General features: G+C 69.2%; 25 protein-coding genes. 10 read left to right on the top strand and 15 right to left on the bottom strand.

What is annotated here, in order from left to right; all coding sequences use genetic code 11:
• Positions 1 to 98 precede the first annotated feature (98 nt).
• From RMP06_RS14965 to RMP06_RS14990, 6 genes are read left to right on the top strand one after another with little or no spacing between them, the layout of a single operon-like run.
• A complete protein-coding gene (locus RMP06_RS14965) occupies positions 99 to 2171 on the top strand; it encodes a sensor histidine kinase (RefSeq protein WP_310462582.1) in 2073 nt (690 codons plus the stop codon).
• Complete coding sequence (locus RMP06_RS14970; protein ID WP_310462583.1) at positions 2168 to 2815, top strand: response regulator transcription factor; 648 nt, start codon at positions 2168 to 2170, stop codon at positions 2813 to 2815. The genes RMP06_RS14965 and RMP06_RS14970 overlap by 4 nt, the downstream gene beginning before the upstream one ends.
• Before the next feature lie 20 nt (positions 2816 to 2835).
• Positions 2836 to 3840: a thiamine-phosphate kinase gene (gene thiL, locus RMP06_RS14975; protein ID WP_310462584.1), complete on the top strand. Its 1005-nt coding sequence runs from the start codon at positions 2836 to 2838 to the stop codon at positions 3838 to 3840.
• Positions 3837 to 4379 carry a phosphatidylglycerophosphatase A family protein gene (locus RMP06_RS14980; protein WP_310462585.1) on the top strand — a complete coding sequence of 181 codons (543 nt, stop codon included), beginning with the start codon at positions 3837 to 3839 and terminating at the stop codon, positions 4377 to 4379. Before thiL ends, RMP06_RS14980 begins: the two co-directional genes overlap by 4 nt.
• Complete coding sequence (locus RMP06_RS14985) at positions 4379 to 4855, top strand: CinA family protein (RefSeq protein ID WP_310462586.1); 477 nt, start codon at positions 4379 to 4381, stop codon at positions 4853 to 4855. Before RMP06_RS14980 ends, RMP06_RS14985 begins: the two co-directional genes overlap by 1 nt.
• Positions 4852 to 5763 carry a 2-hydroxyacid dehydrogenase gene (locus RMP06_RS14990; protein WP_310462587.1) on the top strand — a complete coding sequence of 304 codons (912 nt, stop codon included), beginning with the start codon at positions 4852 to 4854 and terminating at the stop codon, positions 5761 to 5763. Before RMP06_RS14985 ends, RMP06_RS14990 begins: the two co-directional genes overlap by 4 nt.
• Positions 5764 to 5773: 10 nt before the next feature.
• On the opposite strand, the gene RMP06_RS14995 is transcribed toward RMP06_RS14990, so the two are convergent.
• The 3 genes from RMP06_RS14995 to RMP06_RS15005 are packed head-to-tail and all read right to left on the bottom strand — an operon-like array spanning position 5774 to position 9317.
• Complete coding sequence (locus tag RMP06_RS14995) at positions 5774 to 8224, bottom strand: putative bifunctional diguanylate cyclase/phosphodiesterase (RefSeq protein ID WP_310462588.1); 2451 nt, start codon at positions 8222 to 8224, stop codon at positions 5774 to 5776.
• Positions 8221 to 8847, bottom strand: a complete 627-nt coding sequence (locus tag RMP06_RS15000) for a methylamine utilization protein (protein ID WP_310462589.1) — start codon at positions 8845 to 8847, stop codon at positions 8221 to 8223. Before RMP06_RS15000 ends, RMP06_RS14995 begins: the two co-directional genes overlap by 4 nt.
• Positions 8844 to 9317: a group I truncated hemoglobin gene (locus tag RMP06_RS15005; RefSeq protein ID WP_310462590.1), complete on the bottom strand. Its 474-nt coding sequence runs from the start codon at positions 9315 to 9317 to the stop codon at positions 8844 to 8846. The genes RMP06_RS15000 and RMP06_RS15005 overlap by 4 nt, the downstream gene beginning before the upstream one ends.
• A gap of 137 nt (positions 9318 to 9454) precedes the next feature.
• On the opposite strand from RMP06_RS15005, the gene RMP06_RS15010 reads away from it, so the two are divergent.
• Complete coding sequence (locus RMP06_RS15010; protein WP_310462591.1) at positions 9455 to 10339, top strand: DUF3034 family protein; 885 nt, start codon at positions 9455 to 9457, stop codon at positions 10337 to 10339.
• Between the two features lie 17 nt (positions 10340 to 10356).
• Here RMP06_RS15010 and holA read toward each other — a convergent pair whose 3' ends face one another.
• From holA to RMP06_RS15045, 7 genes are all read right to left on the bottom strand, one after another.
• A complete protein-coding gene (gene holA, locus RMP06_RS15015) occupies positions 10357 to 11448 on the bottom strand; it encodes a DNA polymerase III subunit delta (protein ID WP_310462592.1) in 1092 nt (363 codons plus the stop codon).
• Between the two features lie 15 nt (positions 11449 to 11463).
• A complete protein-coding gene (locus tag RMP06_RS15020; RefSeq protein WP_310462593.1) occupies positions 11464 to 11952 on the bottom strand; it encodes an LPS-assembly lipoprotein LptE in 489 nt (162 codons plus the stop codon).
• A 4-nt stretch (positions 11953 to 11956) separates the two neighbouring features.
• A complete protein-coding gene (leuS, locus tag RMP06_RS15025) occupies positions 11957 to 14617 on the bottom strand; it encodes a leucine--tRNA ligase (protein ID WP_310462594.1) in 2661 nt (886 codons plus the stop codon).
• Positions 14618 to 14698: 81 nt separating this feature from the next.
• Positions 14699 to 15463 (bottom strand): VIT1/CCC1 transporter family protein, encoded by a 765-nt coding sequence (locus tag RMP06_RS15030; RefSeq protein ID WP_310462595.1) that lies wholly within the window; start codon positions 15461 to 15463, stop codon positions 14699 to 14701.
• 35 nt (positions 15464 to 15498) lie between these two features.
• On the bottom strand, positions 15499 to 15957 hold the full coding sequence (locus tag RMP06_RS15035) for an RES family NAD+ phosphorylase (RefSeq protein ID WP_310462596.1): 459 nt from the start codon (positions 15955 to 15957) through the stop codon (positions 15499 to 15501).
• A gap of 7 nt (positions 15958 to 15964) precedes the next feature.
• A complete protein-coding gene (locus tag RMP06_RS15040; RefSeq protein ID WP_310462597.1) occupies positions 15965 to 16396 on the bottom strand; it encodes an antitoxin Xre/MbcA/ParS toxin-binding domain-containing protein in 432 nt (143 codons plus the stop codon).
• A 63-nt stretch (positions 16397 to 16459) separates the two neighbouring features.
• The gene (locus RMP06_RS15045) at positions 16460 to 16873 is read right to left on the bottom strand and encodes a helix-turn-helix domain-containing protein (RefSeq protein ID WP_310462598.1); all 414 of its coding nucleotides are present in this window, start codon (positions 16871 to 16873) and stop codon (positions 16460 to 16462) included.
• Positions 16874 to 16913: 40 nt separating this feature from the next.
• Between RMP06_RS15045 and RMP06_RS15050 the strand changes: the two genes are divergently transcribed.
• Together RMP06_RS15050 and RMP06_RS15055 are read left to right on the top strand one after the other, a co-directional pair.
• On the top strand, positions 16914 to 19061 hold the full coding sequence (locus tag RMP06_RS15050) for a site-specific DNA-methyltransferase (RefSeq protein ID WP_310462599.1): 2148 nt from the start codon (positions 16914 to 16916) through the stop codon (positions 19059 to 19061).
• Complete coding sequence (locus tag RMP06_RS15055; protein ID WP_310462600.1) at positions 19058 to 22015, top strand: DEAD/DEAH box helicase; 2958 nt, start codon at positions 19058 to 19060, stop codon at positions 22013 to 22015. The genes RMP06_RS15050 and RMP06_RS15055 overlap by 4 nt, the downstream gene beginning before the upstream one ends.
• A gap of 12 nt (positions 22016 to 22027) precedes the next feature.
• Here RMP06_RS15055 and RMP06_RS15060 read toward each other — a convergent pair whose 3' ends face one another.
• The 5 genes from RMP06_RS15060 to RMP06_RS15080 form a co-directional block, all read right to left on the bottom strand.
• Positions 22028 to 22372, bottom strand: a complete 345-nt coding sequence (locus RMP06_RS15060) for a TfoX/Sxy family protein (protein WP_310462601.1) — start codon at positions 22370 to 22372, stop codon at positions 22028 to 22030.
• 1 nt (position 22373) lies between these two features.
• Positions 22374 to 23009: a 7-carboxy-7-deazaguanine synthase gene (gene queE, locus RMP06_RS15065; protein WP_310462602.1), complete on the bottom strand. Its 636-nt coding sequence runs from the start codon at positions 23007 to 23009 to the stop codon at positions 22374 to 22376.
• On the bottom strand, positions 23006 to 24121 hold the full coding sequence (locus RMP06_RS15070) for a 6-pyruvoyl trahydropterin synthase family protein (RefSeq protein ID WP_310462603.1): 1116 nt from the start codon (positions 24119 to 24121) through the stop codon (positions 23006 to 23008). The genes queE and RMP06_RS15070 overlap by 4 nt, the downstream gene beginning before the upstream one ends.
• A 39-nt stretch (positions 24122 to 24160) precedes the next feature.
• The gene (locus tag RMP06_RS15075; RefSeq protein ID WP_310462604.1) at positions 24161 to 25243 is read right to left on the bottom strand and encodes an alkene reductase; all 1083 of its coding nucleotides are present in this window, start codon (positions 25241 to 25243) and stop codon (positions 24161 to 24163) included.
• Positions 25244 to 25311: 68 nt separating this feature from the next.
• On the bottom strand, positions 25312 to 25788 hold the full coding sequence (locus tag RMP06_RS15080) for a MarR family winged helix-turn-helix transcriptional regulator (protein WP_310462605.1): 477 nt from the start codon (positions 25786 to 25788) through the stop codon (positions 25312 to 25314).
• Between the two features lie 57 nt (positions 25789 to 25845).
• On the opposite strand from RMP06_RS15080, the gene RMP06_RS15085 reads away from it, so the two are divergent.
• Entirely contained in the window at positions 25846 to 26589 is a 744-nt protein-coding gene (locus tag RMP06_RS15085) for a siderophore-interacting protein (protein ID WP_310462606.1), read from the top strand.
• Positions 26590 to 26611 lie beyond the last annotated feature (22 nt).

The following is a 26611-nucleotide window of genomic DNA, read 5'->3' on the forward strand; positions in this document are numbered from 1 at the left end:
CGTGTCCTGCATGGGTGGACATGGTCGGCTTGAACCCGGCCACTGTCATGCGCGAAACTGCGTAGCGCCCGGCGGGTCCGGCGCTCGATACTGACCCCATGTCTGCCGCCCCGCCACCGCCGCCTTCGTCGCCCACCGCCCTGTCCTCGCTGCTGGCCAATGTCTCACGGCGCTGGCAGGGCGCGCCCCTGTGGGTGGCGCTGGTGGCACTGGTGATCACGGTGCAGGCGGCCTTGCTCTGGCTCACCTGGCAGCAGGAGCAGAGCAAGCGCCAGGAAGACACCGAAACCGCGGCACTGGCCGTCGCTGCCGATGTGCGCCAGCGGCTGCTGGACGATGCCCAGACCTTGCAGCGCTTGCTCTGGGAGCAAAGCAGACCGGACACCTGGCGCCCGCAGGCCGAGCAACTGCTGCGCGAGCGGCCCGAACTGCTGCGCATCGAACGCCGCGGCCCCGGTTTCTCCATCGAAGAAGTCGTCGCCTCGGCCGCCTATCCCGCGCAGTTCCAGACCATCCCGCGCGCGGGCATGTCGGTCGATGCAGAAATCGCCTGCGCCACCGCCCGCCGCTTTGCCGCGCCCGCCTACTCGCGCACCTACTTCCTGCCCAACCCGAATGGCCTGGGGCTGGAGGTGGTCGATCTGTGCATCCCGCTGGCCCATGCCACAGGGGCGGCCGATGCCGTGGTGGTCACGCTGGCGCTGTCGGACCTGCTGCAGGTGGCCATTCCGGCGGACGTCGTGCGCCGCCACGAGGTTCTGCTGGTCGAGGCAGACGGCACCCGGCTGGCGCGGATCGGCTCGCGGCGCGGCGCGGGTGTGTACATCGCCGACCGGTTGATCGACATCTCGGGCTTCACCGCCGTGCTGCGGCTGGACAGCCTGCAGGGCGTGCCGCGGCTGATCCCGAACCTGAGCGCAGCGCTGGTGGTGGCCCTGTCGGTGGCGCTCGGCGTGGTGATCCTGCTGCTGGTCCATGACGTGCGCCGGCGCTCGGCGGCCGAGCAGGCGCTGGCCGAGGCACTGACCTTTCGCAAGGCCATGGAGGACTCGCTCGTCACCGGCCTGCGCGCCCGCACCACCGATGGCCGCATCACCTACGTCAACCCCGCCTTCTGCCAGATGGTCGGCTACGACGCCGACGAGTTGCTGCAGGCCGAGACGCCGCCGTACTGGCCGCCCGAGATGGCCGCGCTCTACACCGAGCGCCAGCGCGAGCGCAACGCCGGCAACGCCCCGCCGCGCGAGGGGCACGAGACCGTGTTCATGCGCCGCGACGGCGAACGCTTCCCGGTCCTGATCTTCGAGGCGCCGCTGGTCGACGCCCGCGGCCGGCCCGGTGGCTGGATGAGCACGGTGCTCGATGTCAGCGCCCAGCGCCGCATGGAAGAACTCTCGCGCCAGCAGCAGGACAAGCTCCAGGCCGCGGCCCGGCTGGCGACGATGGGCGAGATGGCCACCCTGCTCAGCCACGAGCTGAACCAGCCGCTGGCCGCCATCGCCAGCTTCGCCACCGGCAGCCTCAACCTGATGCCGGAGACCCCGGACGACCCGCCCGCCGACCTCGACACCCAGCTGATGATCCGCCAGGCCGTTGCCCGCATCGCCGAACAGGCCGAACGCGCCGGCCGCGTCATCCGCAGCGTCCACCAGTTCGTGCGCCGGCGCGATCGGCTGCGCGAGAACGTGCGGGCGGGCGAGCTGATCGAGGCGGTGCTGCCGCTGGTGCGCCTGACCGCACGGCGCAGCCACACCCGCATCGAGGTCGATGTGCCCGAACCACCGCCGCGCGTGTCCTGCGACCGGACCATGGTGGAGCAGGTGCTGCTGAACCTGGCCCGCAACGGCATCCAGGCCATGGAAGAGGACGAGGCCCTGCCGCTGAACCAGCGCACGCTGCGGCTGGAGGTGCGCCAGACCAGCGAGCGCTGGGTCACCTTCCGGCTGATCGACCACGGTCCCGGCATCCCCGAGGCGGTGGCGCGCCAGCTCTTCACGCCCTTCTTCAGCACCAAGCCCGAGGGCATGGGCATCGGGCTGGCGATGTGCCGCACCGTGATCGAGCAGCACGGCGGCGCGCTCGACTTCAACCCCGGCCCGGATGGCCACGGCACCACGTTCCGGTTTACGCTCCCGTCTTCGTCGCACCCCTCCACGAGTCCCGCACCATGACCGCACGCGTCCAGTCCCAGCACGGCACCGTCTTTGTCGTCGATGACGAAGAAGTGCTGCGCGATGCCCTGTCGTGGCTGCTGCGCTCGCGCCGGCTGCTGCCGCGCGCCTATGCGTCGGCCGATGCGTTCTGGGCCGCGATCGAGCAGAACGACGTGCGCCCCGATTCGCCGGGCTGCCTGCTGCTGGACATGCGCATGCCCGGCATGAACGGCATGGCGCTGTTCGAGCGGCTGATCGAGCGCGGCTGGCTTGACCTGCTGCCGGTGATCTTCCTGACCGGCCACGCCGACGTGGCCACTGCGGTGCTGGCGGTCAAGCGGGGCGCTTTCGATTTTGTGGAAAAACCGTTCTCGGACAATGCGCTGGTGGACCGTGTGGTCGAAGCCTTGGGCCGCAGCGCCGACGCCCTCGCCTTGCTGCACGAACGCGACGGCCTGCGCCGGCATCTGGCCGAGCTGACCGAACGCGAGCTGGAGGTGATGCGCCTGGTGATCGCCGGCCGTGCCAACAAGCAGATCGCCGACGAGCTGGACATCAGCGTGCGCACCGTGGAGGTCCACCGCGCGCGGGTGTTCGACAAGATGGATGTGAAATCGGCGGTCGAGCTGGCCAATGTGCTGCGCGGCGCCGGACTGGAATGAACCAAGCAGCGCAGCGCCCCATGCCCCTCGGAGAATTCGACCTCATCGCCCGCCACTTCACGCGCCCCGCCCGGCGCAACCCGCTCGGGGTGGGCGACGACTGCGCGCTGATCGCCCCGGCCCCCGGCATGCAGCTCGCGGTGTCGAGCGACATGCTGGTCGAGGGCCGGCACTTCCTGTCCACCGTCGCGCCCGAGCGGCTCGGCCACAAGGCGCTGGCGGTGAACCTGTCGGACCTGGCCGCCTGCGGCGCGAAGCCGCTGGCCTACACGCTGGCCCTCGCCCTGCCCCGGGCCGATGACACCTTCCTCGCCGGCCTCGCCCGCGGCCTGCACACGCTGGCCGACCGCCACGACCTCGACCTCGTCGGCGGCGACACGACCGCCGGGCCGCTGAACCTGTGCCTCACCATCTTCGGCGAAGTGCCCCCCGGCGCCGCCCTGCTGCGCAGCGGGGCGCGGGCGGGCGACGAACTCTGGGTCAGTCACCCGCTGGGCGAGGACGAACCCGGCTGGCTCGGCGACGCGCGGCTGGCGCTGGAGGTGTTCCGTGGCACGCCGGGCCTGCGTGTGCCGGGTGCCGCCTTCGACCACCTGCGGCTGGCGATGGAGTGCCCGGAGCCGCGCGTGGCGCTCGGGCTGGCGCTGCGCGGCGTGGCGACCAGCGCGATCGACGTGTCGGACGGCCTGCTCGGTGACCTGCAGCACGTGCTGCGCCGCTCGGGCCAGGACGGCCGGGCACTGGGCGTGGTGATCCACGCCGACGCCCTGCCCCGCAGCCCGCTGATGCGCGCACAGACCGAGGCGCTGCAGCGCGAATGCCTGCTCGCCGGCGGCGACGACTACGAGCTGCTCTTCACCGCCGCGCCCGCCGACCACGCCGCCGTGCTCGACGCCGGTGACCGCAGCGCCACCGGCGTGCGCTGCATCGGCCGCCTCACCACCGAGGGCGGGACCACGGTCGTCGACCGCCACGGCGCCCGTGTGGCCACGCCGTGGGCCTCGTTTGACCATTTCGCACCATGACGACCCCCACGCCCCCACCGCAGACCCGCATCGGCCCGCAGTTCCTGTTGCGCCACCCGGCGCACTTCATCGCCCTCGGCGGTGGCAGCGGACTCAGCCCTCTCGCACCGGGCACCGCCGGCACGCTGTGGGCCTGGGTGGCGTTCGCGGTGCTGAACGTCTGGCTGGACAGCGCCGGCTGGGGCTGGGTGCTGCTGGGTGGCTTCTTCGTCGGCTGGTGGGCCTGCACCGTGGCCGCGACCAACGCCGGCATCGCCGACCCGGGCTTCATCGTCTGGGACGAGGTGCTCGCGTTCTGGCTCATCCTGTGGGTGCTGACGCCCGCCAGCCTGGGGCTGCAGACCACCGCGTTTGCGCTGTTCCGCTACTTCGACGCCGCCAAGCCCGGCCCGGTGCGCTGGGCCGACCAGCACTTCAAGGGCGGCGGCTGGCGCGGGGGGTTCGGCATCCTGTTCGACGATCTGGTCGCTGCGGGCTGCACGCTGTTCACCATTGCCATCGGCGTGGCGCTGATGCGCTTCGTCCAGGGAGTCGCCTGATGTCCACTGTCCATGCACTCGCCGACCTGCTGCGCAGCCTCGGTTGGCACCTCACCACCGCGGAAAGCTGCACCGGCGGGATGATCGCCGCGGCCTGCACCGACCTGGCCGGGTCGAGCGACTGGTTCGACCGCGGCTTCGTCACCTACAGCAACGAAGCGAAGTCCGAGATGCTCGGCGTGGACTCGGCGCTGATCGCCAGCGACGGCGCGGTCAGCGAAGCCGTGGCACGCGCGATGGCGGCCGGCGCGCAGCGCGAGGCGGGCGTCGAAGCAGCGGTGGCCGTCACCGGTGTGGCCGGACCGAGCGGGGGCAGCGAGGCCAAGCCGGTCGGCGCGGTCTGGTTCGCCTGGGCGCTGCCGGGCTGGGTCTGGGCCGAATGCCGGCATTTCGAGGGCGACCGCGCCGCCGTGCGCACCCAGACACGCGACCACGCGCTGGCGGTGCTGGTGTCGGCGCTGCAGGCGATGCCGTGAGCACCACCGCCGGGGCCATTGCGCTGGTCTGTCGCTTCGACGCGCAGGAGTGGGCCGAGTGGCTGCCTGCACTGACCGCCGCACTGCCCGGTGAAACCCTGGTGCGTGCCGAGGACGACCACGACCCGGCAGCGGTCGAGATCGCCATCGTCGCCAACCCGCCCGCCGGTGCGCTGCGGCGCTACCCGCGGCTGCGGCTGGTCCAGTCGCTGTGGGCGGGGGTCGACAAGCTGCTGGCCGATCCGACGATACCGACCGACCTGCCGATCGTGCGCATGGTCGATCCGGCGATGAACGCCGCGATGGCGGAAACCGCGCTGTGGGCGGTGCTGACGCTGCACCGCGGTTTCCACGTCTACGCCCGCCAGCAGCGCGACAGTCGCTGGCAGCCACACGCGCAGCGCAGCGCCGACGCGGTGCACGTCGGTGTGCTGGGTCAGGGACAGATGGGCGGCGAGGTGAGCCGGCAACTGCGGACGCTGGGTTACCGCGTCACCGGCTGGCGGCGCGGGGAGCCGCTCGGGCCGGTGCTGGCGGACAGCGAGATCCTGGTCAACCTGCTGCCGCTGACACCCGACACGCGCGGGCTGCTCGACACGGCGCGGCTGCGGCAGTTGCCACGCGGCGCGGCGCTGGTCAATCTGGCGCGCGGCGCACAGGTGGTCGATGCCGATCTGCTCGCCGCGCTCGACGACGGGCACCTGTCCCATGCCGTGCTGGACGTGTTCCACCAGGAGCCGCTGCCCGCCGACCACCGCTACTGGTCGCACCCGGCGGTCACCGTGCTGCCGCATGTGGCGGCGCAGACCGACGCCCGCTCGGCGGCACGGGTCGTGGCGCAGAACCTGGCCGCCTGGCGCCGCGGTGAAGCGCTGGCGCACCAGGTGGACCGGCGCGCCGGCTACTGATCCGCCGGGCTCAGAGCATCTGCGCAAAATCGGTGTCGACGTGCAGCGCCTCGTTGGACGGCGCCTGCCAGTGGCGCACCCAGCCGAGGAACTCGTCCGACGGCATGGGCCGGCCGATGCCGAAGCCCTGGCCTTCGTCGCAGCCGAGCCGCGCCAGCAGCGCCCACGCCTTGTCCGTCTCCACCCCTTCGGCCACCACCGTCAGCCCCAGGTTGTGCGCCAGTCCGATGGTGGACTGCACGATGCGTGCATCGTCCAGATCGCGCTCCATGTTGGTGACGAAGCTGCGGTCGATCTTCAGCTCGTCCACCGGCAGCCGCTTCAGGTAGGCCAGCGAGGAATAGCCGGTACCGAAGTCGTCGATCGACAGGTGCACACCGAGTTCGTGCAGCTTCTGCAGCGTCTGCAGCGCCCGCACGGGGTCGTCCATGATCGCGCTCTCGGTGATCTCCAGGCACAGCCGCGCGGCCGAAACCCGGTGCCGGTCGAGCAGGTGGCGCACACGGTCCGTCAGCTCGGGGTCGAGCAGGTCGCGGGTCGAGAGGTTGATGCTGAGCTTGAGCACCAGTCCGGCCTCCTGCCAGTCCTGCAAGGCCTGCACGCCCGCGGTCAGCATCCAGGTGGTGATCTGGCGGATGAAGCCGGTCTGCTCGGCAAACGGGATGAACTGCATCGGCGGCACCAGCCCGCGCTGCGGATGCAGCCAGCGCACCAGCGCCTCGCCGCCGAGCACGCGGCCCGTCTTCAACTCCACCTTGGGCTGCACGTACAGGCGCAGCTCCTGCCGCTCGATGGCCTGGCGCAACTCGCTCAACAGCGACAACGAGGCGCTGCTGCGCGTGTCCATCGAGGTGTCATAGACCAGCACCCCCAGCTGGCGGCGCTTGGCGGCGTACATCGCCACCTCGACCAGGCCGAGCAGGGCCTCCGGGTCCGCCGCGTGCTCGGGCGCGAAGGCAATGCCCAGACTGGCACTGAGGTCGATGGTGTGGTCGTCCAGCCGCATCGGCGCGTCCAGCATGCCCAGCAGTGCGCGCGCCACCGCGCTGGCGTGCTCGACACCATGGCCGCTCAGGAGCAGGCCGAACTCATCCCCGCTCAGCCGGGCCAGCACCATGTCCGCACTGCGGCAGCAGCCAGCCAGACGCTGTGCCACCTCGCACAGCAGCCGGTCGCCGAGCTGGTGGCCGAGCACGTCGTTGACATGCTTGAAACGGTCGAGGTCGAGCATCATCACGGCCAGCGGCGCCACCACACCCGCCGCGTCAGGCTGCAGCCGGCGCCGCAGCACGTCGACAAACTGCGCCCGGTTCGGCAGCTCCGTCAGCGTGTCCCAGTACGCCAGCCGGCCGATGGTGTGCTCACGGTGCTGCACGGCCTGGCGGGTCGACTCGAAGGCCCGCGCCAGCTGCACCAGCTCGTCACCGACCACCCGCTCGTCGGGCACGCGCACCGGCGTGTCGTAGTCGGCGCGGCTCAGGCGCTCGGCGGCCCGCCGCAGTCCGCGGATGGGCCCGCTCAGGCGCCGCGCCGTCACCGCGCTCCCCACCGCGAACACCGCCACCCCGACCAGCGTGAGCAACAGCAGCGTGAGCTGCAGCCGCTCGAAGGGCGCCAGCGCCTCGTCCACCGAATGCGCCAGCACCAGCCGCAACGGCGGCATGGAGCGGCCATCGGACAGCCCCGTGTCGAGCACGAACTCGCAGCTGCGCCAGCGGCTGCCCGCCTCGCGCAACTCGCGGCCGCAGGGACTGGTGACCGGATTCGGCGCCACCAGCACATCGCCAGCGGCCGTGAAGGTGGACAGCAACAGGCGCGCAGGCGGTCCGTTGAACAGCACGGCCCCGCGCAGCGCGGTGATGGCGGCCAGCTGCTGCAGCACCGAGCGGTCCAGCTCGAAGCCCATCAGCACCCAGCCCACCGTGCGCGGCGCCTTCACCGGCACGGCCACGAGCTGGTAGGCCCGGCCTTCGATCAGCGTCAGGCGCGCATTCTGCGGTCCCACGCCACCCGCCGGTCCGGCCATGGCCGCCATGCGCGCCACGGGCAACAGCACGGCGACCCTGTCCACGCTCAGGCCGGTCGAGGCCACCGGGCGCCAGGCCGGATCGGTGTAGATCACCAGCGAGGCGCCAATGCGCCGACCGTGGTTCTCCAGCGCGTCGCCCAGCGTGGCGACGTCGCGGCTGCTGACCGCCGACCGGAAACCGAAGTCGGACGCCAGCAGCGCCGCCGCCTCGGACAGGCGCTCGGCGCGCTGCTCCAGCAGCCGGGTGAACACGCGCTGGCCGATCTGCAGATCGCTGTCGATCGACCGCGTGGCGCTCTGCCCGATCGCACCGTTCACCAGCATCAGGCTGATGCCCTGCACCAGCACCAGCAACAGCAGGAAGGGCCAGACGATGCGCCGCTCCAGCCCGCTCAGGCGCCAGCCCGCCAGACGCGCCGTGAACCCGCTCATGGTGCAGCCACCACGGGCAGCTGCACCACCACGGACAGCGCCTCGGCAGCGCCGACCACCAGCCGCTGCGCCTGCAGGTCCGTGCCTTCGCGCATCCGCCCATGCCAGGTGCGCAGGCGGTGTTCCCCTGCGGGCACGTCCAGCACGACGCGGCCAGCGGCGTCCGTGCGGCCAAACAGCGGCGTATCGACCACCACCACCGTGCCGATCATCTGGTCATGGATGTTGCAGCCGAGCGCGACCACGCCGGCCCGGTCGAATACCACCGGCGCCGAGGGCCGTCCGTTGTAGAGCTTCAGCTCGAAGGTCTTGGCCGGGGAGAACGAATAGACGTGGTGGCGCACGGTGTCGAGGTTGGGAAAGTCGACCGACGCCCCGGTCTGCACCACCAGCAGGCCCGGCTCGAAGCTGCGCTGGCGCTGGCGGATCTCGGCGCGGGTGCCGGAGACCGCCACCTTGGCCACGCCGCCGACCTCGATCGCCACCACCGCCCCGGCCAGCGGCTTGCCTGCCGGGTCCAGGGTCTGCACGGTCACGGCAGCCGCCTGCACCCGGACGGACAGTCCCAGCACCACCAGTCCGACCAGCAGGAACGTCTGGCGCCAGCGCCACAGGTCCGTCACGGCGTCTTTCGGGCGGCGCCGGCCTGCACGATGTCACGGCGGTCTGTCGCCAGACGCCGCAGCAACTCGTTCTTGTCGGCGGCGGCGACGCCCTGCGCATCCAGTTCCTCCCGCAGGAAGGCCACCATCAGGTCGAACTCATGGGCCTGGATGCCCAGCTCCGTGTGCGAATTGGCCATCGTCTCGCCTTCGTACACGCAGCCGCCACCGGTCACCTTGCACAGGTAGTCGGCCAGGCTCTGCTGGAGCGGCACCAGCTTGACGCCCTCGAAGCTGCGGCGCGTGCGCGGATCGTTGGCCGTGCGCTCGATCAGGCGATCGGACAGACGGGCCACGCCCGCACGCGCGCCCAGACGCTGGTACAGCGCGCTTTCGGCCGACGGAGGCACCGCACAACCCGACAGTCCGGACACCACCGCCAGCAGCCAGCCCAGCACCGCCACCCGACGCAGAAACGAATTCCGGAACATGCGTGTCCTTTCAAGACCCATCGGAAATACCCCGACCATGATTCCCCGTGGCCGCCCCCGCCAAGGATCCAAAAACGGGGAGAAAACAGCGCTTGTTGGAACCTCTGCGGTACCGGCACGGCTGCCACGCTGGCGGCATGCGGACCACCTCACCTTCCATCGCCCTCCGATCCCTGTACGTCCGGCTCGTCCTGCTGGCCCTGCTGTCCTGTGCAGGCCTGGTGCGGGCCGGTGATCGGCTCACGGCAACCGCCGGCGTCGGCGCGGTCGAAGGCAGCGGCGGCGGCGGCTTGGTGCCCTGGGCGCTGATCGGCGGCTACGGCAGCCGCGACCAGGTCGGCGCCACAGCCCACCTCACCCGCGTGCGCACCGACGGCGGCTACACGCTGACCACCACCGCCGCCGCCATCGGCGTGCACGACACCTGGGAAGCCTCCCTGGCGCAGATGCGCTTCGGCCTGGGCGACACGGTGCCGGGGCAATCGGTGAAACTGAACGTGCTTGGCCTGAAATGGCGCGTGCTCGGCGATGCGGTCTACGACCAGGACCGCTGGTGGCCGCAGCTCAGCGTGGGCGCCCAGTTCAAGCACAACGAGGACATGGCCGTGCCCACGGCCCTCGGCGCCCGCCACGCCAGCGGCACCGATCTGTACGCCAGCGCCACCAAAATCTGGCTCGGTGGACTGGCCGGCCACAACGCGCTGGCCAATCTGACGCTGCGCAGCACGCGCGCCAACCAGTTCGGGCTGCTCGGCTTCGGCGGTGACGTGCGCGACCAGGCACAGTGGGTGCCCGAATTCTCGGGCGCGGTGCTGCTGCGCGACGACCTGGCAGTCGGGGTCGAGTGGCGCCGCAAGCCCGACAACCTGAGCGTGTTCCGCGAAGACAGTGCCCACGACGTCTTCGTCGCCTGGTGGCCGGTGCGCAACCTGAGCCTGACCGCCGCCGCCGTCCACCTGGGCAACATCGCCAACAAGGCGAGCCAGCGCGGCTGGTACGTCTCGGCCCAGGCGATCTACTGACGGAGGGCTTCAGCCCTTCAACCCTGCAGCGCCAGCTGCAGCCCCTGGCGCTGCACGGCCTGCACCGTCAGCAGCACCAGCCGCCGCAGCGCTGCCCACGGCTCGACCGGCCAGGTTGGATCGGGCACACCCTTGACGATGCCGTCCACCGTGTGCGCGGCGGCGATGAGCGCCGTGAGCGTGGCGGCATCGAGTTGCGGCACCACACGCTCGAACAGCTTTTCCTTCACGCCCCAGACCCGCGCGTCGCGCAGCGCCAGCGGCAGCGGCTTGCCCTGCAGCGTGGCGGCGTGGACGCGCTGCAGCCCGCGCAGGTCGTCGGCCAGTGTCCAGTGGACCAGCACCGCCGCCTCGCCCTCGGCCTCCAGCCCGTCGAGCATGCGCAGCGCCCGCGCCACCTGCCCCGCCAGCACCGCCTCGCCGAGCTTGAACACGTCGTAGCGCGCCACATTGAGCACCGACGACTCGATTTGCGTCTGCGTCAGCACGGTCGGTGCGCCGCGGGGATCGGCGGGGGCGTGCAGCAGCGCGAGCTTGCTGATCTCCTGGTGCGCGGCGAGCAGGTTGCCCTCGATGCGGTCGGCGAAGAAGGCCAGCGCGTGCTGCCCCGCCTCGCCGTCCTCGATGCGCAAGCCCTGCGCCGCCAGCCGCTGCGCGATCCACTGCGGCAGGGCGCGGCGCTCCACCGGGTCGATGCGCAAGCTCAGGCCAGCGCCATCGAGCGCGGTGAACCACGCGCTGGTCTGCTGCGTTCGGTCGAGTTTCGGCAGCAGGATCAGGGTGAGGTTGTCGTCGGACAGCGTCTGCACATACCGCTGCAGCGCCTCGGACCCGTCCTTGCCCGGCTTGCCTGAAGGGATGCGGATCTCGATCACGCGGCGGTCAGCGAACAGGCTCAGCGCGCTGGCCTCGCCGAGCAGGCCGGACCAGTCGAAATGCGCACCGGCGACGGTGTGGACGCTGCGCTCGCTGTAGCCGGCGGCGCGGGCGGCAGCGCGGATCGCGTCAGCCGCTTCCTGCGCCAGCAGCGGCTCGTCGCCGTGGATCACGTAGAGCGGGCGCAGGCCCTTGGCGAGGGCGGCGGGGAGTTGGTCGGCGCGGAGCTGCATGGCGAGACAGTCGGATCAACCCGGCCCGAGCGCCGCCAGCCGCCGCAGCACCTGCGCCGCCAGATCGGTGTGCATCGAGCGGAACAGCAGCGCGATCTCCTGCTCCTTGGCCAGCGCAGAGGTCTCGCTGTAGCTCACGTCGCGGCTCAGCACCAGCTCGGCCGGGGCGATCAGCTCGCGACCGGCCGGCGTGCGAGCCTTGAAGCGCAGGCGTGCCCTCAAGGTCAGCTCGCGCACCTGGCCGGCGGCGGTCGAGGCGGCGACGACCTGCTCGCGGGCGTCTTCCAGCGCATCAAGCACCACGTCCGCCTCAGCGGCGGTTTCGGTCAGCACGGCGCCGGGGCTGGCGCGCAGTTGCCGGCGCAGCTCGTCGCCCATCGGCGAGTAGGCGTCGAAGCCGGTGAGGAAGACGCGCTTGAGTTGCAGCTCCGGCGGGCGGCGCAACTGGAAGCCGCAGCCCGTCAGGACCGCGGCTGTCGCCAGCACGAACAGGCGCCGCCGCATCACGTCAGACCACCACGTTCACGAGGCGGCCGGGCACGACGATGATCTTCTTCGGCGGCTTGCCCTCGGCGAACTTCGCCACCTCGGCGCTGGCAGCCGCCACAGCCTCGATTGCCGCCTTGTCGGCGCCGGCCGGCACCGTGATGGAACCGCGGGTCTTGCCGTTGACCTGCAGCACCAGCTCGATCTCGTCCTGCACCAGCGCGGCCTCGTCCACCTGCGGCCACGGCGCGTCGAGCAGATCGCCCCACTTGGCCGCGTAGCCAAGGTCGGCCCAGAGCTTCCACGTCAGGTGCGGACACGCCGGATACAACCCGCGCAGCAGCACCGAATACCCCTCGCGCAGTACGGCGGCCGACGCATTGCTGCCGTCGTGCTTGTAGGCTTCCAGCGCGTTCAGCAGCTTCATGCCGCCGGACACGACCGTGTTGTATTGCATGCGCTCGTAGTCGTGGCTGACCTGCCGCAGCACCAGATGCACCTCGCGGCGCAACGCCTTGGCCGCGGCCGGCAGATCCCCACCGACCACGTTCGCCGCCGAGGTCAGCACGGCTTCGTTCTTCGCCGCGAAGCCCCAGACGCGCTTCAGGAACCGATGTGCGCCCTCGACGCCCGCGTCGTTCCACTCCAGCGTCTGCTCCGGCGGCGACGCGAACATCACGAACAGGCGGGCCGTGTCCGCACCCTGCAGGTTGATGAGGGCCTGCGGATCGACGCCATTGCTCTTGGACTTCGACATCGTCGTCATCTCGTAATCGAGCGGCAGGCCGTCCGCCTTCAACGTGCCGCCGATGACGACGCCGTGGTCGTTCGTCAGGACGTTGACTTCGTGTTCCCAGTAGTAGCTCTTGCCGCCACCCTCGGGTTTGCGGAAGAAGGCGCCCTTGAGCACCATGCCCTGCGTCAGCAGCTTCGTGAACGGCTCGTTGATCTTCACGAGCTTCAGGTCGCGCATCACCTTGGTCCAGAAGCGGGCGTAGAGCAGGTGCAGGATCGCGTGCTCGATGCCGCCGATGTACTGGTCCATCGGCATCCAGTAATCGGTGCCGTCGGCGACCATCGCTTCGCTGTTCTGCGCGTCGCAGTAGCGCATGAAGTACCACGACGAATCGACGAAGGTGTCCATCGTGTCCGTCTCGCGCTGCGCGGGCTTGCCGCAGCAGGGGCAGGCGACGTTCAGGAAATCGGTGCGTTTCTTGAGCGGGTTGCCCGAACCGTCCGGCACGCAGTCGATCGGCAGCACGACCGGCAGGTCGGCGGCCGGCACCGGCACCGCGCCGCAATCGTCGCAGTGGATGATCGGGATCGGCGTGCCCCAGTAGCGCTGGCGGCTGATGCCCCAGTCGCGCAGGCGCCAGGTGGTCTTCTTCTCTACTACCACCGACTCATCTCGTACCTGTAATACTTTTAGGAACCGATCAACGGCATCGCGGTATCCGACCGTAGTTTCACCTTCATCAGAGACCAGCACTGAGCGACGCTTGTCCGCATTGCTGTCGGACCAGACTTCTTCCGAGAACTCTTCTCCAGGAATAGTGACGGCCTGTTTGATCTTCAGACCGTACTTCTTGGCAAAGGCAAAGTCACGCTCGTCATGCGCCGGCACGCCCATCACGGCGCCGTCGCCGTAGCTCATCAGCACGTAGTTGCCGACCCAGACCTCGACCTGCGCGCCCGTCAGCGGGTGCGTGACGAACAAGCCCGTGGGCAGGCCCTTCTTTTCCTGCGTGGCGAGTTCGGCTTCGGTCGTGCCGCCCTGACCGCACTCGGCGATGAACGCGGCCAGCGCCGGGTTCGTCGCAGCGGCGTGCGCGGCCAGCGGGTGCTCCGGCGCCACGGCGCAGAAGGTCACCCCCATGATGGTGTCGAGACGGGTCGTGAAGACATACAGCTTGCCATCTTGGATCTTTTGTCCGTCCTCACGACGAATATCGTGCGGGAAGGCGAAGCGCACGCCCTCGCTCTTGCCGATCCAGTTCTCCTGCATCAGCCGCACGCGCTCGGGCCAGCCGCTGAGGTAGTTCGGGTCTTCCGGATTGGCGACCGCGCCCAGCAGCTCGTCGGCGTACTGGACGATGTTCAGGTAGTAGCCCGGGATCTCGCGCTTCTCGACCAGCGCGCCCGAACGCCAGCCGCGCCCGTCGATCACCTGCTCGTTCGCCAGCACGGTCTGATCGACCGGATCCCAATTCACGACCTGCGTGCGGCGCTCGGCGATGCCGGCTTCCAGCATCTTCAGGAACAGCCACTGGTTCCACTTGTAGTACGCGGGGTCGCAGGTCGCCACTTCACGCGACCAGTCGATCGCCAGCCCCATCGCCTGCATCTGGGTCTTCATGTAGGCGATGTTCTCGCGTGTCCACTGCTCGGGCGGCACGGCGTTCTTCAGCGCGGCGTTTTCCGCCGGCAGCCCGAAGGCGTCCCAGCCCATCGGCATCAGGACGTTGTAGCCCTTCATCCGCAACTGCCGGGTCAGCATGTCGTTGATGGTGTAGTTGCGCACATGGCCCATGTGCAGCTTGCCCGAGGGGTAAGGCAGCATCGAGCAGGCGTAGAACTTGGGCTTCGTCTGGTCTTCGGTGACGCGGTAGGCGTCGGCGGCGCGCCAGGCGGTCTGGGCGGCGGATTCGACGGCGGTGGGGTCGTAGCGGTCTGGGAGGCTCATGGCGGCGCGGAACTCGTGGCGGCGTGCGGGACGCTCAATCTGCGGATTATCGCGTGGCGCGCCCGCCAGGCCGGACCGTGGTCAGCGCAACAGCGCCAGCAGATGGTCGAACACCGACCCGGCCGCGGCGGTGACCGCCATCGCGATCGCCCCCCAGAAGGTCACCCGCCAGGCTCCCGTCCACACGCTGGCGCCCCCGACCTGTGCCGCCACACCGCCCAGCACGGCGAGCAGGACCAGCGCCGTGCCCGACACCCAGGCGATCACGCCCGGTCCCGCCGCCAGCGCAGTGACAGCCAGCGGCAGCGCCGCGCCGACCGCGAAACTGGCCGCGGACGCCAGCGCCGCCTGCACCGGTCGTGCACCAAGCGCTGTGGACAAGCCCAGTTCGTCGCGGGCGTGGGCGCCGAGCGCGTCGTGGGCCATCAGCTGTCCGGCCACCTCGGCGGCGAGCGCGGGTGTCAGGCCACGGGCGACGTAGAGCCCCGCCAGCTCGCGCTGTTCGGCGACTGGATCGGCCTCCAGTTCCAGCCGTTCGCGGGACAGGTCGGCCTGCTCGGTGTCGGCCTGCGAATGCACCGAAACGTACTCCCCCGCCGCCATCGACATCGCGCCCGCCACCAGCCCGGCGATGCCGGTGACCAGCAGATCGGCCGATCCGGTGCCGGCCGCCGCGACGCCCACCACGAGGCTGGCGGTCGAGATGACCCCGTCGTTGGCGCCCAGCACCGCGGCACGCAGCCAGCCGATGCGGTCGGTGCGGTGGCGTTCGCGGTGGCGTTCGTGGCGACGGCGCACCTGGCGCGGATCGGGCGTTTTGGCAGTCGGAGCGGAGGCGTCATGCATCGCGCGATTGTGTGCCGCCGGAGACGGCTGCAGCCTCACTCCGGCAGCCGGGCAAGCCGCTCATCAAACGGATACTGCGCCACCGACACCACCACCGCCTGTTGCGCCTGCGGGTGCAGTGGATTGAACAGCCGATTGAAGCTGCGCCCGACCACGGCCGACGGCACGCGCAGCAGCAAGCTGCGTCCCTGCGCCAGCCACTCGTCACCACAGTGGCGGGTGGCCTCGGCATCGGCGTGCCAATTCGGTGTCTCCGGCAACACCGCATCCTCGCTGCGCACACCGTCCGGCAAGGCGATTTCCATCAACTGGTAGTGCGCCGGCAACTCGCCCGGATGCGACACCTGCACATGCACCAGCACCTCCAGCAGCGCCGCCGCCGGGCTTTCCGCCAAGTAGACGATCGGGCGCCCCCGGTGGTGCCAGCGGCCGGGGTGCAGCACGCCGCCGGTGCCCGACAGGTCGGCGTAGTTGCTGATGCGCCAGAGGATCACGCCAGGCTCAGGCGAAGTAGCCCTGGTCGATTTCGTGCAACCACGCCTGCACCGCCTCGAAGCCGAGGGTGTCGGCCGCGAAATCCATCGGCGCGGCGCCCCCCAGGCGCTCTTTCGGGCTGTGCAGCCACGCCTGCGCGCGCGCCGCATCGCCGAAGACCAGTTCCGCCAGCGTCTGCACCCGCACCAGCCGGTACAGCCCGTCGAACTCACCGCGGCTCAGTCGGGCCTCGGCCTTGCGGCGGATCCAGGTGCGGCGCGGCACGATGCGGTAGACATCGGCGGGCGACAGCAGGTTCTGGCCGGTGAGGCTGTGCATCAGGGCCGCGCCGAGCTGCTCCCGGTCGGCGCGCGCCAGGGCCATTTCGCTCGCGCCGGACGGCAGGCCCAGCGCCTGACCCAAGGTGCGGCTGAGGGTCGATTCGAGGTTGGCGTTCATGCGGTGGACTCCTGGGGGGCGAGCCAGATTCTAGGGTGTGGTGCGCCAGTTGGCACCCATTGGTCAGGAAGACGGCGTGCCCCCGTCGTCCTTGTAGACCTTCGCAAACGTCAGGATCACCTCGCGCACCACCTTGCGCTGCGGCGCGGGCAGTTGCAGGAAGGCGTCCACCGTTTCGCGCTCCTGGTGAGTGAGCTTCTCGTCCCAGCGTTCGCGGTACTGCTTGACCGACTTGGCGATGCCTTCGCCGAAGCGGAGGATCTGCGGCTCGACCTTGAGCCATTCGGCGAGGGTCTGGAGCTTGTCCTGGGATGGGATGGCTTCACCACGCAGCCAACGCCGCACCGCCTGCACGGTCACAGATTCCCCCCAATAACGCGTGTTGAACTCGCGCTCCAGCACAGCCGGACGGGGCTTGTAGCCCGCTCGCTGCATCGCGTCATGCAGTCTTTGCGCAAATTCCAACTTGTCGTCCATGAACAAATAGTTCAGTTCCCAAGGTGAAAACATCAACTGTTTGTTCAATGAAAAATTAAACTTCCTGTTCAATCGAACTGAACAAGAAGTCATGCCGAAGTCGCTGCTGGAACAACTGCCCGAGATCGTCGCCAACGGGCGCCGCCAAGCCGAAAAGATCCTGGAAAGCCTCGAAAGCCGCCACCGTGTGAGCCTCCAGACCCGCGAATGGGTCTTGCCGTCGAAGGACAGCAGCGCCACCGACTGGATTCAGGGCGCCGCCCGACAAGACCGGCTGGCGCAGTCCGAACAGGACGCCTGGGTCAACCGCCTGATCTACGGCGACAACCTGCTGGCGATGGCCGCGCTGCTGGCCGGCGACGAGCGCACGCCGTCACTGCGCGGCCGGGTGGACCTGATCTACATCGACCCGCCGTTCGACTCGAAGGCCGACTACCGCACCAAGGTCACGCTGCCCGGTGTCGAGCTGGAGCAGAAGCCGACGGTGATCGAGCAGTTCGCCTACTCCGACACCTGGGCGGATGGCACGGCGTCGTATCTGGCGATGATCACGCCGCGGCTGATCCTGATGCGCGAGCTGCTGGCCGATACCGGGTCGATCTATGTTCACCTTGACTGGCATGTGGGGCATTACGTCAAGTTGGTGATGGATGATGTTTTTGGTAAAGATAACTTTGTCAATGAAATATCTTGGAAGCGCGCTCATGCACACGGAGATAGCGGCCAAGGATCTGCGCATTACGGGCGAGTCACAGAAGTAATTTACTTCTACGGAAAAAGCTCGTCCAGATTCTGGAGTCCACCCTACGAGGACTACACCCGAGAAATCCTTGATCGCGACTACAAATACACTGACGCTCAAGGTGAGCGATATCGTTTTATGCCGGTTGACGGCCCAGGCGGGGCGGCAAAAGGAAATCCTTACTATGATTTTTTAGGGGTAAAGGGTTATTGGCGTTATTCCCAAGAAAAAATGCAAAAACTCTGGGAGAACGGTGAAATAGTTTTATCCTCGACAGGGAAATCACTGAGCAGAAAAAGATTCCTTAGAGACGCCAAAGGAACGCCAACAACAGATTTTTGGTTTGACATTAATCGCATAAGCCCGACATCATCTGAGCGACTTGATTACCCAACACAAAAACCAGAGTCCTTGATGGAAAGAATTATCAGAACATCAAGCGATAAAGACGCACTCATAATGGATCTATTTGGTGGAAGTGGCACCACCGCCGCCGTCGCCGAAAAGCTCGGCCGCCGCTGGATCACGACTGACCTCGGCAAACCCGCCTGCATGATCATGCGCAAGCGGCTGATCGACCAGAGCGCCCGGCCCTTCCTGTACCAGGCGATCGGCGACTACCAGGTCGAAGCCGCCAAGGTGACGCTGGGCCGCGAGTTCCGCATCGGCGACCTGTCGCAGATCGTCCTGTCGCTCTACGGCGCCCAGTCGCTGCCCGCCGAATTCAACCCGCAGCGCAACCTCGGCCAGATCGCCGGCCTCGACCTCGGCCCCCGCAAAAGCAGCAAGACGCTGGTATTGGCCGACTCCCCCAACAAACTCACCGGCATCACCACGCTGAAAAAAGCCATCGCCCAGCGCGACAACCTGCTCGGCGGCTGGGACCGCGTGGTCGTGCTCGGCTGGAATTTCGAGCCGTCGATCGGCCAGGACATCACCGCGCTCAACGACAGCCGCCTCGAAGTGCTGGTGATTCCGCCCGACCTGCTCGACCGCCTGAAGAAAAAAGGCGGCATCGACAAACTGCGCGGCCAGGTCCGTTTCTCGTCGCTGCAATACCTGACGATCCACCCGGTCGAACGCGCCCACAGCGCCGCCGACGAGCACCTGACCGTCAAGCTCAGAAACTACGTCCTGCTGTCGCCCGAGGCGATCAACCTAGACGACGCCAACCGCCAGAAACTCCAGGCCGTGATGAACCAGGAGCCGCTCGCGCTGATCGAATACTGGGCCATCGATCCCGATTACGACGGAAAGGTCTTCCGCTCGGTCTGGCAGGACTACCGCGGCAACACCGCCAACGACGACGACGCGCTGCGCGTCGTCACCCACGCCCGGCTGACCGTGCCGCACAAGGCCGGCCCGCGGCGCGTGTGCGTGCGGGCGGTGGATGTGTTCGGCTTCGAGGCCGAGGTGGTCACCACGGTGGCGGAGGCCGTGCAATGAGCGCCGCCACACCGAATCCGGCCTCGGCCCCGAACCCGCTCGCGCTGTCGATCGCGCTGACCGAACACACCCGCGCCCTCTGCCAAGGTCTCGAAGACGGCTCGGCCGAGATCCTGCACCGGGTCACGCCACACACCGCCGACCTGCTGCACTGGTGGTTCAGCGACGAGATGTGCACCGTGCGCGGATCGCTGAATTTCCACGCCGGCCAGAAGCAGGCGATCCTGAACACCATCGTCGCGCACGAGGCGCTGGCATCCGGCTCGCTGCTCGACCTGTACGCGCAAGTCGCACCGCACGCGCTGACCGGCGCACGCCGCCAGGAGGTCGCGCAGCCCAAGCACGACCACCCGAAATACTGTCTCAAGATGGCGACCGGCACCGGCAAGACCTGGGTCATGCAGGCGCTGATGGTCTGGCAGTTGCTCAACCGCAGCGCCGCACAGGCCGAGGGCGTGGACGACCCGCGCTTCACGCGCCGCTTCCTCGTCGTCGCGCCGGGCCTGATCGTCTACGAGCGGTTGCTGGATGCGTTCTGCGGCCGGCTGGTCGGCAGCGGGCGCGATTTCGACACCTCGGACATCGCCCGCAACGCCGCGCTGTTCATCCCCGAGGCCCACCGCGACAGCGTGCTGGCCTTCGTGCGCGGCAACGTCTGCGCCAAGGGCGAGATCGGCCTGAAGGCGACCGGCAACGGGATGATCGCCATCACGAACTGGCACCTGCTGAACGGCGTGGACGACGAGGCCGACGCAACCGACGACGCCAGCGACACCCTGCCCCCGCTGGAAGCCCACCGCGTGATCGACGCCGTGCTGCCGCTGACACCGGGCCGCGCCGCCGGCAACAGCCTGGACATGCTCGACCGCCGCTACGCCCGCGGCGACGTGCTGGAGTACCTGAGCGCGCTGCCCGACCTGATGGTCTTCAACGACGAGGCGCACCACATCCACGAACTCAAGCGCGAGGGCGAGGCCACCGAGGTCGAGTGGCAGAAGAGCCTGTCGCGCATTGCCGCGCCGAAGGGCCAACGCTTCGTGCAGATCGATTTCTCGGCCACCCCGTACAACGACGTGGGCACGCCGAAGAACAAGCGCAAGGTCTACTTCCCGCACATCGTCACCGACTTCGACCTGAAGGACGCCATGCGCGCCGGGCTGGTGAAGTCGCTGGTGCTGGACCGGCGCAAGGAGATCGGCGCACTGCCGCTCGATTTCACCGTGGAGCGCGACGACAAGGGCCGCGCCGTCGAACTCAGCGCGGGCCAGCGCGTCATGCTGCGCGCCGGTCTGATGAAGCTGCGCAAGCTGGAAATCGACTTCGCCCGGATCGACCCGACACGCCATCCGAAGATGCTGGTCGTCTGCGAGGACACCACCGTCTCGCCGCTGGTCGCCCAGTTCCTGATCAAGGAAGAAGGGCTGACCGAGGACGCCGTGATGTCGATCGACTCGGGCAAGAAAGCCGAGCTGGGCGAGAAGGACTGGGCCATCGCACGCGAGCGGCTGTTCAGCGTCGATCACCATGCGACACCCCGCGTGATCGTCAGCGTGCTGATGCTGCGCGAAGGTTTCGACGTGAACAACATCTGCGTCATCGTGCCGCTGCGCTCGTCACAGGCGCAGATCCTGCTGGAGCAGACGATCGGGCGCGGCCTGCGGCTGATGTGGCGCGACGGCGAGTACGACAGCCTCAAGGCCGAGAACCGCCAGCGCATCGACAACGGCCAGGAGCCAGGCAGCCTGCTTGACGTGCTGACCATCGTCGAACACCCGGCGTTCAACGCGTTCTACCAGGAGCTGATGGACGAGAAGCTGGTCGGCACCACCACCGAGCAGGGCGACGGCACCCCCGGCGGCGGCGACCTGATCGCCGCCAAACTGCGCGAGGGTTTCGAGGCATTCGACTTCGCCATTCCCTTCATCCTCCAGGAAGCCGACGAGGTGATCGAGCACACCGCGCCGGACGTGTCGGCCCTGCCCGCGTTCACGGCCATGTCGCTGGAGCAGCTCACGAACCTGCTCGGCAAGGGCGACCAGTTCATCTCGCAGGACTTGCAGAGCAGCACGCTGTTCGGCGACTACCGCGTCGATGGCGCGGTGATGACGGTGACGGGTTACAACGACTACCTGTCGCGGCTGACGCGGCGCATCGGCCAGTCCCTGGGCCAGCCGCTGCCCAAGGGCAACAAGATCGCCCACCACCTCGATCTGCCGTATCTGCAGGTCCACACCGCCGAGCTGACGGGCTGGCTGGACGACTACATCTGGAGCCGGCTGTTCGGCACGCCGTTCAACCCGCACGACGGTGAACGCTGGCGCGTGCTGCTGCTGAAGCCGGTGGTCGATCACCTCACGCGCATCTTCGGCCACGCCCTGCGCGAAGCGGGCCAGTCACGCCCCGTCGGCGACACCGAGGTGCGCCACCGCCGGCTGTCGGAGGTGAAACAACTGCTGGTGCGCGAGAGCAGTTCGGTCGAGGTCGGCAAGTGCATCTACCCGCGCCTGCCCTACCCGGCACGCAATGGCGGGCTGGAAAAGCGGTTCATCCACTGGGCACAGGCCGACAGCCACGTCGAGGCGTTCTGCAAGATCAGCGAGACGCGCCACGACTTCCTGCGGCTGCGCTACGTGAAGGAGGACGGGCTGCCGGCGTTCTACTCGCCCGACTTCCTGGTCCGCACGGCCGAGGCCATCTACCTCGTCGAGACCAAGGCGCAGCAGCAGGTGGTCCATCCCGACGTGCAACGCAAGCGGCGCGCCGCCGTCGCCTGGTGCGAGCGCATCGACACGCTGCCGGCCGAGATGCGCAGCGGGCGACCGTGGCACTACGCACTGCTCGGCGAGGAGCTGGTCGCCGAATGGCAGAACAAGAGCGCACGGCTGGCGGACCTGCTCGCGGCGACACGGCTCACGCCTGCGGTGGACCGGCTGGCGCAGGGGCTGCTGCTCTGAGCGTCGCCCACGTCACACCAGCTTGCGTGGCGCTTTCGGCCTCTTCGGCTTCGGCTCGGGCAGCGCCTCTGCCGTGACCCGCAGCAGCCGGGCCAGCGCTTCCCGCTCGTCGATCAGGTCGGACGCCTGGAAATGCGGTTTCGCGCCCGGATACGGCGGCCCCATCGCGGCGTCCGGCCCGAGCAGCGCGCGGCCCGCGTCGGTCGGCTTGACGAAGAGCTGGTTGTCGCAGACCAGCGCGACGACCTTGGCGTCGAGGTAGAGCGCGTACTCGCCGAACATCTTGCGGTGCGAGAAGGCGCCGGAGCCGTGCAACTGGTCGGCGATGTGCGCCATGAAGCTGGCATCGGTCGCCATGTCAGTCGATCCCCACGACCTTGTGCATCTGCACGCTCAACCGCCACTGCGGATGTGCCATGCAGTAGGCCGTGGTCGCCCGCGTGTTCTCGGCCTGCTGCGGCCCGTCCATCGGCTGCAGGAAAAAATGCGTGAAGGCCAGCGCGGCGAACCGCTCGGGCCGCGCCAGCAGTTGCGGATAGACCAGCTTCAGCTCGTCGCCCGCCGTGATCTGCAGCGCCGCGCCCGCCTTCGGGCTGACGCAGATCCAGTCGAGACCGGCCGGCGCGGGCTGCGTGCCGTTGGTTTCCACGGCGACCTCGAAGCCGCGGGCGTGCAGCGCGTCGATCAGCGGCGCGTCCAGTTGCAGCAGCGGCTCGCCCCCGGTGCAGACCACGCAGGGCCGCCCGCCCGCGCCCGCCGGCCAGCGTGCCGCAACGGCATCGGCCAGCGCCTCGGGTGTCGTGAACTTGCCGCCGCCCGTGCCATCGGTGCCGACGAAGTCGGTGTCGCAGAAGGTGCAAACCGCGTCGGCGCGGTCCTGCTCGCGCCCGCTCCACAGGTTGCAGCCGGCGAAGCGGCAGAACACCGCCGCACGGCCCGCCTGCGCGCCCTCGCCTTGCAGCGTGTAGAACATTTCCTTGACGGTGTACGTCATACCGGCAGCAGCTCCTGCGTGACCGACGCGTCGACCACGATCGCACCGCAGCCCCGCGTTTCATACAGATCCACCCGGTCCAGCGCCGGCAGCACCGTCCGCCCCTTGTCCAGCACCCAGCGCGCCAGCGACAGCGCATCCCCGTCCGGCAGGTCGGCGATCTCGTAGAGCGGGCGGTGGTCGATGGCCTTGAAGATCGGGTCGAACTGCGTCTTCACGTCGCCGAAGTCCACCGTCCAGCCCATGACCTCGTCCAGCGGCGCGCTCAGGTGCAGCCGCAGCGTGTAGGTGTGGCCGTGCAGCGCGCCGAGCGGGTGGCCGGCCGGGGCGTGTTGCATGCGCACGGCGCTGTCGAGCGTCATTTCCTTCCAGATGCGGTAGTGCGCGCCGTCGAAGTTGGCGCCGCATGAGCCGGTCTCGTACACCGTCACCCAGGACAGTTCCGGCAAGAGCGGCTTCAGGCGCTGCCACAGCCACGAGGAGAGGACTTCGCTGGTGGGGTTGTCCAGCCCCTCGATCTCGTTGAGGCAGCGGTAGTTCAGCGCGATGTGGAACGGCGCCCAGATCGCGTCGATGCGGTCGTAGTCGATGCCGAGGTCGCGGGTGCCGATGTCCTGGTCGGCGTGCAGGATGACCTCGAAGGCGTGGCCGTGCATGCGCCCGCACTTGTGGCCGAGCGGCACGTTGGGCAGGCGGTGCGCGGCCTGGAAGCGGTAGCGGCGCCAGAGGTGGGCATGGCCGGCGCGGTCGAGATCGACGCCGGTGTGCGCGGTGCTGTGCACGCCGATCTGCACGATGCCGGGCACGTCGAACACGCTCTCCAGCCGGGTGCGGATCCAGCGGGCGATGTTCTCGTCGGTGGGCTGCGCGAGGCCGTCGATGTCGTTGAGCCGGGTGTAGTCGAGCGGCTGCACGCAGGCGTCCATGCGGCGCTGCAGCTCGGCCACCTCGCCGCCGGGGAACGCCGCCCAGCCGGCCGGCAGCTCGGCGCGCACGGTGGCGAAGAAGCTGTGGCCGTGCAGGCGGCGCGAACGGTGGCCGTCGGGCAGCAGGTCGACGTGCAGGGCGGCCTCGAAGCCGGCGGAGGCGCAGTGGAGCGGGCGTGGGGACATGGCGCTATTTTCACCGAGGCCCGCATGCGCCCGCTGATTTCACTGCCCGGTGGCGAGTGCCGGGTAATCGGTGTAGCCCTTTTCCCCCGGCGTGTAGAACGTGCCCATGTCCGGCGGGTTCATCGGCGCACCGGCCTGCATGCGCGCGACCAGATCGGGGTTCGAGAGGAAGGGCCGGCCGAAGGCGATCAGGTCGGCCTGCCGGTCGCCGAGGGCCTGCTCGGCGCTCGCGGCGTCGAAACCGCCCGCCAGGATGAACGGACCGTCGAATGCCGCCCGCAGCGCGGCCTTCAGCGTGGCCGGCACCGCAGGCGCACCCATCGCCGAGTGGTCGAGCACATGCACGTACATCAGCCCGAGCGCCGAGAGTTCGCGCACCAGCGCGAGGTACTGCGCGTCCACGTCGGCGAAGGCACCCGTGCCGTTGAACACGCCGTAGGGCGACAAACGGATGCCGACGCGCTCGGCCCCGATGGCGTCCACCGTGGCGCGCACGACTTCGAGGGCGAAGCGGTTGCGACCGGCGATGCTGCCGCCGTAGCCGTCGGTGCGGGTGTTGACGTTGGCGTTGAGGAACTGCTCGATCAGGTAGCCGTTGGCGGCGTGCAGCTCGATACCGTCGAAGCCGGCTTCGATCGCCAGCCGCGCCGCCTGCGCATATTCGCCGACCGCGTGGGCGATGTCGGCGTCGGTCATGGCGCGGGCGGGGGTGTGCGGCTGCATGCCGAGGGCGTCCACGTACATCTCGCCAGGGCAGGCGCCGTCCACCGGGCCGACCACCTCGGCACCGGCCGGCAGGTTGGCGACGTGGGTGACGCGGCCGGTGTGCATGAACTGGATGACGATCTTGCCGCCCTGGGCGTGGACGGCGTCGGTGACCAGCTTCCAGCCGGCGACCTGCGCGGCGTTGAACAGGCCGGGGATGCGGGCGTAGCCGAGGCCGTTCGGCGACGGTGACGTGCCTTCGGTGACGATCAGGCCCGCCGTGGCGCGCTGGGCGTAGTACGTGGCCATCAGCGCGTTCGGGGTGCTGGCCTCGACGGCGCGGCTGCGGGTCATCGGGGACATGACGGTGCGGTTGCGCAGGGTCAGGGTGCGCACGGAGACGGGTTCAAACAGCATGGAGATCCTTGGGGAAACGTCGTGGCGTCGTGGGTCGAACGGCGCAGATGAGGCTGCACCCACCCGGATCAACCCCGCGCTGTGCCGTTCTTTGATCCCGCCAGGTTCTCCCGCACGCGCCGCAACAGCGCGGCGAGCTGCTGCTGCTCCTCGGGGCTCATGCCCGCCACGGCCTGCGCCGCCAGGTGTCCGGACGCCTCATGCAGCGCCTCCAGCACCGCCCGCCCCTGCGCAGTGGGCGTCAGGCGGACATTGCGCCGGTCGGCCTCGTCGGCCTGTGCGTCCAGCAAACCCCGCTCGCGCAGGCCCTTGACCAGCCGGGCGAGCTGCGCCTTGTCGCGTCCGCTGTCCTGCGCGAGCGCGCTCTGGGTCGCCCCCGGATGGCGGGCAAAAAACCCCAGCACCTTGGTCTCCATGTGCGTGAGGTCGTGCGGCCCGTCGCGCAGCACCTGGTATTGCTGCGAGCGGTACTGGTGCATGACCGCGTGGATCAGCTCCAGCGGACTGTCGGGTGCTTTGTCTTGGGTATGGTTGACATTGTCCATTGATTTCCCCATCATGGATGACATTGTCAACCATGCAGCACCGGAACCCCACACCCCATGACCTCAGACAACCTCCCCCGCCGTGTCCAGCGCGTCCGCCACGAACTGCGCCGCCGCGACCTGACCATCCTGCGCGTGGACAGCCCCACGCCGGGTTTCCGCCGCATCACCTTCACGGGCGCCGACCTCGCCGGCTTCGTCAGCGCCTCGTTCGACGACCACGTCAAGCTCTTCCTCGACGCCGCGGACGGTGCGGAGCCGGTGCGCCGCGACTACACGCCCCGCCAATACGACGCCGCCGCCGGCACGCTGGCGATCGAGTTCGCGCTCCACGGCGACGGCCCCGCCGCCGCCTGGGCCGCACAGGCCACCCCCGGCCAGCGCGCCACCATCGGCGGGCCGCGCGGCTCGTTCATCATCCCCACGGACCTCGACTGGCACCTGCTGGTCGGTGACGAGACCGCCCTGCCCGCCATCGCCCGCCGGCTGGAGGAGCTGCCGGCCGGCGCCCGCGCCTTCGTCGTGCTGCAGGTGGCGGACGCGGCCGACCGGCGTGCGCTGCCCAGCGCGGCCGAGGTGCACGTGCAGTGGGTCGCCGACAGCGCGGCGCTGCTCGACGCCGTGCGGGCACGGGACCTGCCCGACGGCGAGGGCTTCGCCTGGTGCGCGGGCGAAGCGGGCGCCATGGCGGCGGTGCGGCGCGTGCTGGTGGACGAACAGGGCGTGGACCGCCACGCAGTGCGGGCCGCCGCGTACTGGAAACAGGGCGCGACGGCCCACCACGAGCACATCGACACTTGACCCCGCTTAACATGCACATTCC

It is taken from the genome of Sphaerotilus sp. (assembly GCF_031429695.1).
GTDB lineage: Bacteria > Pseudomonadota > Gammaproteobacteria > Burkholderiales > Burkholderiaceae_C > Sphaerotilus.